We start from the raw sequence: 4,404 nt of genomic DNA, 5'->3' as shown, positions 1-4,404 counted from the left end.
GTCTCAGTCAGCGCAAGAACAGATTAAGCAGCAGAGTCAGCCCGACTGACAAGACGATCGAGACCAAGATCATGCCCAGACAACCTGGGGCCCCGCCCAGGAAATGCACCTCGGTGTTGCCCATTCGCATGCGACCCAGTGTTCCCCGCCAAGGGCATCGGTGCACGTCTTAGAACCATCCGCATTCGCGTGGCGGTGGGTTGTCGCGCCGTCGCGCGAGGCGCTTGCTGAAGGGTCGGGCGCGGCCACCGCAGTGTTCACGGCGGCCCCACGCGATGCGGGTTGTCCTTGGGCGGTTACTCCCCCGCGTCAGCGTCGCTGGGCCGTTCGGTCTTCTGAAGGTGTGCCACGGCAAAGCGCAGGCTGGCCCCGATGGCCGCGGCGTGCACCTTCGTGGAGTCCCGGGCCTCGCCGTCTTCGGTGGCCCACTGCTCGGTGAACAGGCCCCCGCTGGCCACGACCCGTGCGCCCTTGGTCACGGACTCGGCCGCGTTCTCGGCCATCTGCTTTCAGATCCCGGGCGATCCTCAGCCGGAGGCTGGGCGCGCAGCCTCCTCCTCCGCCACCGGCGCCTGGGCACGCGCCACGACACGGGTCAGGGCTGAGCGCGGCAACAGACGCGGGAGGATGGCCGTGGCCTTGCTCATTGCCCCGGGCAGCACCCGCACGGCGCCCTTCTCCACTCCCCTCACCGCCGCCCGGGCGACCGTTGTCGGATCGAGCATCGCGCCGGAGCTGTTCGCCAGCAGCTGGGAGCGGTGCAGCTCTGCCCGCTCCTGGAACTCCGTGGCCACCGGCCCGGGGCACAGCGCGGTCACCCGGACTCCGGTGCCGCGGACCTCCTCGGCCAGCGCCTCGGAGAACGAGAGCACGTAGGCCTTGGAGGCGTAGTACACCGCCATGCCCGGGCCCGGCACGAAGGCGGCCGTCGAGGCCACGTTGAGCACCGTCCCGTGGGCCCGCCGGAGCATCCCGGGCAGCAGCGCCCGCGTCAGCATCGTCAGCGCGGTCACGTTGACGGCCAGCATGTCGTGCAGCTTCGAACCCTCGGCCTCCGCGAGCGGGTCGAAGTCCCCGAACCCGGCGTTGTTCACGAGCACGTCCACGACGAGCCCTCGCGTGTGGAGCTCTGCCACCAGGGAGTCGACCCCGTCCGGCGCCGCCAGGTCGGCGGTGACGACGTTCACCTCCACACCATGCTCGTCCCGCAGTCGCTCCGCCAGCGCGTCCAGGGCCACTTGGCGCCGGGCTGTGAGGACCAAGCGGCATCCCTTGCGCGCGAGCTCGACGGCCAACGCCTCGCCGATCCCGCTGGACGCTCCGGTGACCAATGCTGTTGCTCGCGATGCCATACCGCCAGTGTCTCTCGCCATTCCCGGGCGTGCGAGCGGCCCTCAGGAAGCCAGAGCGAGCGCGAGCGGCAGCACCTCCGGGGCGCCCGCCCGGCGCAGCATGGCTCCGGCCACGGTCATGGTCCACCGGGACTCGATGCGGTCGTCCACCAGCAGCACCGGCCCCGCGGCCTCCCGCACCGCCTCGGCCAGCTCATCCCCGACACCGACGCGGCCCCACACCCCAGCCAGCCGGAAAGCGCTGTTGCCGCCCGCCTGACCCGTGGGGCCGCCGTGGCGTAGGTCCAGCGTGCCCAGCATCCGCAGCCGCCCGATCCGGCTGAGCTGCTCAGCCAGCGAGGCGACAAGGACAGGGCGAGTGCGCGAGGGCATGGCCACGACCCCCACCGGCCGGTCGCTCCACGGCCACTGCGCCAGCACCTGCACGCAGGCGCGGACCAGGTCCTCGGGCACGTCGGCGTCGCCGGCCTGGCTGCCGAGGACGGCGCTCAGCCTGCCGGACCATCCGAGGTCGCTCATGCGGGCCACGACCCGGCCGGGTTCCACCCGCTCCTGCTCCGCGATCTTGCCCTTCACGTCGATGCCCAGGCGCGGCATCCCCGTGGGCCACTGCGTCCGCGGCTCGACCGTCACGCCGATCGCGCCGAGACTGCGCCCCGCGACCTCCATCGCCGGCGCCGGGATCTCGTCGGGCAGCCACGGGCCGGCACAGACGTCGCACCGGCCGCAGGCGGCAGCGCTCTCGTCGTCCAGGCACTGCTGCAGAAAGGCCATCCGGCACTGCTGGCCACGCTGGTAGTCCAGCATCAGCGACGCCTCTCGCTTCCGCGTGCGGGTGACCGCCTCGTAGCGGTCCTCGTCGTAGGCCCACGCCTGCCCGGTGCCCACCCAGCCGCCGCGCACCTTGTCGACTGCGCCGTCGACGTCGAGCACCTTCAGCAGCAGCTCCAGGCGGGTACGGCGCACGTCGACCATCGTCTCCAGGGCCGGCGTCGACAGGGGCCGCCCCGCCTCGGTCAGAGCGTGGAGCACCGCCTCGGCCTGGTCGCGGCGCGGCATGGACGCCGAGGCGAAGTGGCTCCAGATGTCGCGGTCCTCCGAGCCGGGCAGCAGCAGCACGTCGGCCCGCTCGGTGGCCCGACCGGCTCGACCCACCTGCTGGTAGTAGGCCACCGGCGAGGACGGCGCGCCGAGGTGGACGACGAAACCCAGGTCGGGCTTGTCGAAGCCCATGCCGAGGGCACTGGTCGCGACCAGGGCCTTGACGTCGTTGTCCCGCAGCGCCTGCTCCAGGCGTTCACGGTCCTCGGGGTCGGTCTGCCCGGTGTAGGCCGCCACCCTGGCCCCCACCGAGCGCAGGGCCTGCGTGGTCTCGTGGGCGGCCGAGACGGTGAGGCAGTACACGATGCCGCTGCCGGGCAGCTCATCCAGGTGGGCGACGAGCCAGGCGACGCGTTGCTGCGGCGTCAACGAGCGAAGCACCCCGAGCCGGAGCGAGGAACGGGCCAGCGGGCCCCGGATGGTTCGGACCGGTGCGCCACTGTCCGCGAGCTGCGCAGCCACATCGGTCACCACCCGTTGGTTCGCGGTGGCCGTCGTGGCCAGCACCGGGGTGTCCGGCGCCAGGTCGGCCAGCAGGGAGCGGATCCGGCGGTAGTCCGGCCGGAAGTCGTGGCCCCAGTCACTGATGCAGTGAGCCTCGTCCACCACCAGCAGCCCGCAACGTCCGGTGAGGGTCGACAGCTGCTCGTCGCGGAAACGCGGGTTGTTGAGCCGCTCGGGACTGACCAGGAGCACATCGACCTCGTCGGCAGCCAACGCCTGGGTCACGTCCGCCCAGTGGGTGGGGTTGGCCGAGTTGATGCTCACCGCCCGCACGCCGGCCCTGCCGGCAGCCGCGATCTGGTCACGCATCAACGCCAGCAGCGGCGAGACGATCACGGTCGGCCCGGCGCCCTGAGCGCGCAGCAGCCGTGTGGCCACGAAGTAGACCGCGGACTTGCCCCACCCGGTGCGCTGCACGACCAGCACGCGCTCCCGCTGCTGGACCAGCGCCCGGATCGCATCCGGCTGACCGTCTCGGAAGGCCGCCTGCGGGGAGCCCACCAGAGCGCGCAGGGCCGCCAGCGCGTCATCCTGCCACGAGTCACTCACCGCCTGACTCACCGCCGGGTCACCGAAGCCATGACCCTCACGCTAGACCCCGCCCACGACACCAGGCCCGATCCCAGGCACGGACGCTCGCGACCACCCACCCCGATACCCCTAGGCTGGCCTGCGTGAAATGGGATGACTACGAGGCGGCGCTGTTCGACCTCGACGGTGTGCTCACACCCACTGCCGAGGTACACATGAGCGCCTGGGCCCAGATGTTCTCCGAGTTCTTGGTCGACTACCCGGGCCAGCCGCCCTATACCGACCAGGACTACTTCGACCACGTGGACGGCAAGCCGCGGTACGAGGGGGTGGCCGCCTTCCTCGCTTCACGTGGGCTGGACCTGCCTCTCGGCGAGCCGTCCGACGAGCCGACGGCACCGACGGTGTGTGGCCTCGGCAACCGCAAGAACGCCGTCTTCGCCGAGCGGCTCGCTCGCGAGGGGATCGCCCCGTACGCCGGCTCGATCCAGCTGATGGACCATCTGGAGACCCTCGGGGTGGCCATGGCGGTGGTCTCCTCGTCCAAGAACGCCCCCGACGTGCTGGCGGCGGCCGCCATCGCCGAACGCTTCGGGGTCGTCGTGGACGGAGCGGTCGCAGCCGAGCACGGCATCCCCGGCAAGCCCCGACCGGATACCTACGCCTACGCCGCCGACCAGCTCGGTGTCCCGCACACCCAGTGCGTCGTCTTCGAGGACGCGATCTCCGGCGTGCAAGCCGGAGCAGCCGGAGACTTCGGCCTTGTCGTGGGGGTCGACCGTGGGGCGGGATCCGACGTGCTCAGCGCTCACGGTGCCCAGCTGGTGGTCGCCGACCTGGCGGAGCTCATCTGATGGCGCACAAGTACCCCTCGCCACATGTTCCCCCGGCCCCCGTCGACCCCATGGACCGCAGC

General features: G+C 71.6%; 4 protein-coding genes. 1 reads left to right on the top strand and 3 read right to left on the bottom strand.

Annotated features, from left to right (window positions below; genetic code table 11):
- Nucleotides 1-296: 296 nt before the first annotated feature.
- The 3 genes from VJ976_RS00870 to VJ976_RS00860 are packed head-to-tail and all read right to left on the bottom strand — an operon-like array spanning nucleotide 297 to nucleotide 3,506.
- Nucleotides 297-503: a single-stranded DNA-binding protein gene (locus tag VJ976_RS00870; protein WP_324097982.1), complete on the bottom strand. Its 207-nt coding sequence runs from the start codon at nucleotides 501-503 to the stop codon at nucleotides 297-299.
- Nucleotides 504-527: 24 nt separating this feature from the next.
- Nucleotides 528-1,352 carry an SDR family oxidoreductase gene (locus VJ976_RS00865; protein ID WP_324097981.1) on the bottom strand — a complete coding sequence of 275 codons (825 nt, stop codon included), beginning with the start codon at nucleotides 1,350-1,352 and terminating at the stop codon, nucleotides 528-530.
- Nucleotides 1,353-1,394: 42 nt separating this feature from the next.
- On the bottom strand, nucleotides 1,395-3,506 hold the full coding sequence (locus tag VJ976_RS00860) for a RecQ family ATP-dependent DNA helicase (protein ID WP_324097979.1): 2,112 nt from the start codon (nucleotides 3,504-3,506) through the stop codon (nucleotides 1,395-1,397).
- Between the two features lie 125 nt (nucleotides 3,507-3,631).
- Between VJ976_RS00860 and VJ976_RS00855 the strand changes: the two genes are divergently transcribed.
- Nucleotides 3,632-4,342, top strand: a complete 711-nt coding sequence (locus VJ976_RS00855) for an HAD-IA family hydrolase (protein WP_324097977.1) — start codon at nucleotides 3,632-3,634, stop codon at nucleotides 4,340-4,342.
- The last annotated feature ends 62 nt before the right edge of the window (nucleotides 4,343-4,404 follow it).

The sequence above is a fragment of the Ornithinimicrobium sp. genome (assembly GCF_035267225.1).
In the GTDB taxonomy this organism is placed as follows: domain Bacteria; phylum Actinomycetota; class Actinomycetes; order Actinomycetales; family Dermatophilaceae; genus Ornithinicoccus.
Note: the sequence above shows the minus strand (reverse complement) of the source record. Positions and strands in the feature narration are given on the sequence as shown.

Excerpts from the sequence above, each read along its gene's own strand:
- VJ976_RS00870 (WP_324097982.1), bottom strand. The coding sequence starts at position 503 with ATGGCCGAGAACGCGGCCGAGTCCGTGACCAAGGGCGCACGGGTCGTG.
- VJ976_RS00865 (WP_324097981.1), bottom strand. The coding sequence starts at position 1,352 with ATGGCATCGCGAGCAACAGCATTGGTCACCGGAGCGTCCAGCGGGATC.